Annotated in this window: 1 pseudogene; it reads left to right on the forward strand. The window is 58.3% G+C overall.

Annotated features, from left to right (window positions below):
* Nucleotides 1-17: 17 nt before the first annotated feature.
* Nucleotides 18-259, forward strand: a pseudogene (locus SB753_RS38790) (hypothetical protein); the annotation flags it as partial.

Here is a 259-nt window from a genome sequence, read left to right on the forward strand (position 1 = left end):
TCCACGAGCGATAACACATGACTGATCATAGCGAAACACACATCCATCACATGAGCGATATCGACGAAGCCCTGTGTGAGATCCGAGGTCTGAATCGCCGGGTCGTGACGTTTTCGGGTTTTTCTTCGGCAGGCTACGAGGACCAACATGCCGTCGAGCAAATGTTGTCGGGCTGGCTCGACACACTGGACCCGCTCGCCGACATCGTCTGCTCCGGCGCGACGCCGATGGGTATCGGCGCCTCGTACGCGCTTGCATC

The organism is Paraburkholderia sp. SIMBA_053, from assembly GCF_046534895.1.
Lineage (GTDB): Bacteria > Pseudomonadota > Gammaproteobacteria > Burkholderiales > Burkholderiaceae > Paraburkholderia > Paraburkholderia caledonica.